The organism is Streptomyces sp. NPDC005141, from assembly GCF_053599975.1.
This window is the reverse complement of record NZ_JBSFYW010000140.1, coordinates 1-3,557: the sequence shown is the minus strand read 5'-3', so window position 1 is coordinate 3,557 and position 3,557 is coordinate 1. Positions and strand designations below refer to the sequence as shown.

Annotated in this window: 3 protein-coding genes; all 3 read left to right on the top strand. The window is 70.5% G+C overall.

Annotated elements, in window-relative coordinates:
* Positions 1-459 (top strand): alpha-glucosidase C-terminal domain-containing protein (locus ACWD68_RS41600; RefSeq protein WP_451811670.1); only part of this gene is annotated, 459 nt, incomplete at its 5' end.
* 47 nt (positions 460-506) lie between these two features.
* The gene (locus tag ACWD68_RS41595) at positions 507-1,880 is read left to right on the top strand and encodes a maltokinase N-terminal cap-like domain-containing protein (protein ID WP_451811669.1); all 1,374 of its coding nucleotides are present in this window, start codon (positions 507-509) and stop codon (positions 1,878-1,880) included.
* 58 nt (positions 1,881-1,938) lie between these two features.
* Positions 1,939-3,557, top strand: a 1,619-nt coding sequence (gene glgB / locus ACWD68_RS41590; protein WP_451811668.1) for a 1,4-alpha-glucan branching enzyme, incomplete at its 3' end; no start/stop codon positions are given.

The window sequence follows — 3,557 nt, the reverse complement described above, 5'->3', positions numbered from 1 at the left end:
CGCAACGCCGGATTCTCCTCCAGCGACCCCGGCCGCCTCTTCCTCCCCACGATCATGGACCCCGTCTACGGCTACCAGGTCACCAACGTCGAAGCGTCCATGTCCTCACCCTCGTCACTGCTGCACTGGACCCGCCGCATGATCGAGATCCGCAAACAGAACAAGGCCTTCGGACTCGGCTCCTACACCGAACTCCCCTCCTCCAACCCCGCCGTCCTCGCCTTCCTGCGGGAGTACCAGGACGACCTCGTTCTGTGCGTGCACAATTTCTCCCGGTTCGCGCAGCCCACCGAACTCGACCTGCGTGCCTACGACGGCAGACACCCGGTCGAGCTCATCGGCGGCGTGCGATTCCCGGCCATCGGCGAACTGCCGTATCTGCTGACCCTCGCCGGTCACGGCTTCTACTGGTTCCGGCTCCGCCCCGCGGTCGGGCCCGGCACGACGAGGCGACCGTGAACACGTGCCCCTCGACAGCCCGCCCGCCTCTGAAAGGACGTGTCGCCATGGCGAAGACCGCTCTGCACCGTCCGAGCGGCCTCAGTCCCGCTCCGCTGCTGACCTCGCTGGGCGAGCTGCTGCGCGACTGGCTGCCGCGGCAGCGCTGGTTCGCCGGCAAGGGCCGGCCCGTCACGGATCTGACGCTCGTCTCGTCGACCGAGCTGTACCCGGGGTGTCTGCATCTGCTGGTCCGCACCGAACACCTCGGCCCGCCGGCCCACGGCGGATCCGGCGCTCCCCCGCCCGAGGACTGCTACCAACTGCTCCTCGGTGTACGGGAAGTCCTGCCGCCGCGACTCGCGCACGCCTTCATCGGCCGGGCGAGCGCCGGCCCGCTGGCCGACCTGACCGTGTACGACGCCTTTCACGACCCGAAGGCGACGGGACTGCTCCTCGAGCGTCTGCGCCGTTCGGGCACGGCGGGACCCCTGCGTTTCGAGCGCGATCCACGGGTGAACGTGCCGGGCGGTCTGACGCCGCGCCTCCTCGACGCCGAGCAGTCCAACTCATCGCTGGTGTACGGCGACGCGTTCATACTGAAGGTCTTCCGGCGCGTGCAGCCCGGCATCAACCCCGACCTGGAAGTGCCGCGCGCGCTGGCCCGGCAGGGCTGCACCCGGGTCCCCGCGCCCGCCGCGTGGTTCCGGACCTCGGAGCCGCAGGAAGCGACACTCGGCGTCCTTCAGCCCTACCTCCGGGACGCGACCGACGGATGGACCCTGGCACTCGAATCCCTCGGTTCCGAGAAGGACTTCACCGGCGAGGCGTACGAACTGGGCCGTGCCACCGCCGAGGTGCATCTCGCCCTGGCCACCGCGTTCCCCGTGGACGCGCCGAGTCCGTACCGGAACAAGCGGCTCGCGGACGCGATGCACGAGCGTCTCGACGCCGCGGTCCGTTCCGTCCCCGAACTCCGCCCCTACGCGGCCGGGTTGCGGTCGGCCTTCGACGCGCTCGCCGCACTGGACGCGACGGTCCGCCCGGCCCAGCGCATCCACGGCGACCTCCACCTCGGCCAGGTCCTGCGGGCCGGGCAGCGGTGGTCGGTGATCGACTTCGAGGGCGAGCCGGTCCGCCCGATCAGCGAACGCCGGCGTGTCCAGTCCCCCGTACGCGATGTCGCGGGCATGCTGCGTTCCTTCGACTACGCGGCCCGCTCCCGTCAGCCCTGGCGTCCGGAGTGGGCGCAGCGCTGCCGCGAGGCCTTCTGCGCGGGCTACGCCGCCGCGGCAACGTGGGACCCGCGCGAGGAACCCGAACTGCTGCGCGCCTACGAGACGGACCGTGCCGTGTACGAAGTGCTCTACGAGGCACGGCACCGCCCCGACTGGCTGCCCGTGCCCATGGCGGCGGTCGGACGGCTCGCCGCCTGCCCCTGACCGCTCCCCATCACTCCCACCGACCACCCTCAACACCCCACTTCGAGAGGCCCGAGCCGTGACAGTCCGCTCCGCATCCAACCGCGTACGACGGGCCAAGCCCGCCGCCCCGTCGGCGCAGCACGCCGCGCTGGACCCCATGGATCGGGGGCGCCTGCTGGCGGGCGCCCATCACGATCCGCACGCGCTGCTGGGTGCGCATCCGGTTCCGGGCGGCGTCGTGTTCCGGGCGCTGCGACCGTACGCCCAGGGCGTGGCGGTGCTGGTGGACGGACAGCGCACGGCACTGGACGACCTGGGCGACGGACTCTTCGCGGCGGCCCTGCCTCTCGAGGCGATTCCCGCGTACACGCTGCTGGTCACCTACGACGGCACCGAGTTCGAGACGCAGGACCCGTACCGGTTCCTTCCCGCGCTCGGCGACATGGACCTGCACCTGATCGGCGAGGGCCGGCACGAGGAGCTGTGGCGGGCACTCGGAGCGGAGCCGATGACCCACGAGGGCGTCACCGGAACGCGGTTCACCGTGTGGGCCCCGAACGCCCAAGGGGTCCGTGTCTGCGGGGACTTCTGCCACTGGGACGGCGCGGGCGGATTTCCGATGCGCTCCCTCGGGTCGTCCGGCGTGTGGGAGGTGTTCCTGCCCGGCCTCGGCGAGGGAACGCTCTACAAGTACGACATCACCCGCCCCGACGGCTCCCGCACCCTGCGCTCCGACCCGATGGCCCGCCGCACCGAGGTGCCTCCGGCGACGGCTTCCATCGTGACGCGATCCTCGTACACGTGGAAGGACGGCGGGTGGATGAAGGAGCGGGCGAAGCGTCGTCCGCTGCACGAGACACCGTTCTCGGCCTATGAGGTGCATCTGCCGTCCTGGCGCCCCGGCCTGACCTACCGTCAGCTCGCCGATCAGCTCCCCGCCTACGTCGCCGACCTCGGCTTCACCCACGTCGAACTCATGCCCGTCGCCGAACACCCCTTCGGCGGCTCCTGGGGCTACCAGATCACCGGCTTCTACGCCCCGACCGCGCGCCTGGGCACCCCCGACGACTTCAAGTACCTCGTCGACGCCCTCCACCGGGCCGGCATCGGCGTCCTCATGGACTGGGTCCCCGCCCACTTCCCCCGCGACGACTGGGCCCTCGCCGAGTTCGACGGACGCCCGCTCTACGAACACTCCGACCCGCAGCGCGCCGACCACCCCGACTGGGGCACCCTCGAATTCGACTACGGACGGCGCGAGGTCCGCAACTTCCTCGTCGCCAACGCCACCTACTGGTGCGAGGAGTTCCACATCGACGGCCTGCGCGTCGACGCCGTCGCCTCCATGCTCTACCTCGACTACTCCCGCGAACCCGGCCAGTGGACCCCCAACGAACACGGCGGCCGCGACAATCCCGACGCCGTCGCGTTCCTGCAGGAGATGAACGCCACCGTCTACCGCCGCAACCCCGGCGTCGTCACCATCGCGGAAGAGTCGACGGCCTGGGACGGGGTCACGCGCCCGACATCCGACGGAGGGCTCGGCTTCGGGCTGAAGTGGAACATGGGCTGGATGCACGACTCACTCGAGTACGTGCAGCACGAGCCGGTCCACCGCAAGTACCACCACGACGAGATGACGTTCTCGATGGTGTACGCCTACAGCGAGAACTACGTCCTGCCGATCTCCCACGA

Excerpts from the sequence above, each read along its gene's own strand:
- ACWD68_RS41595 (WP_451811669.1), top strand. The coding sequence starts at position 507 with ATGGCGAAGACCGCTCTGCACCGTCCGAGCGGCCTCAGTCCCGCTCCG.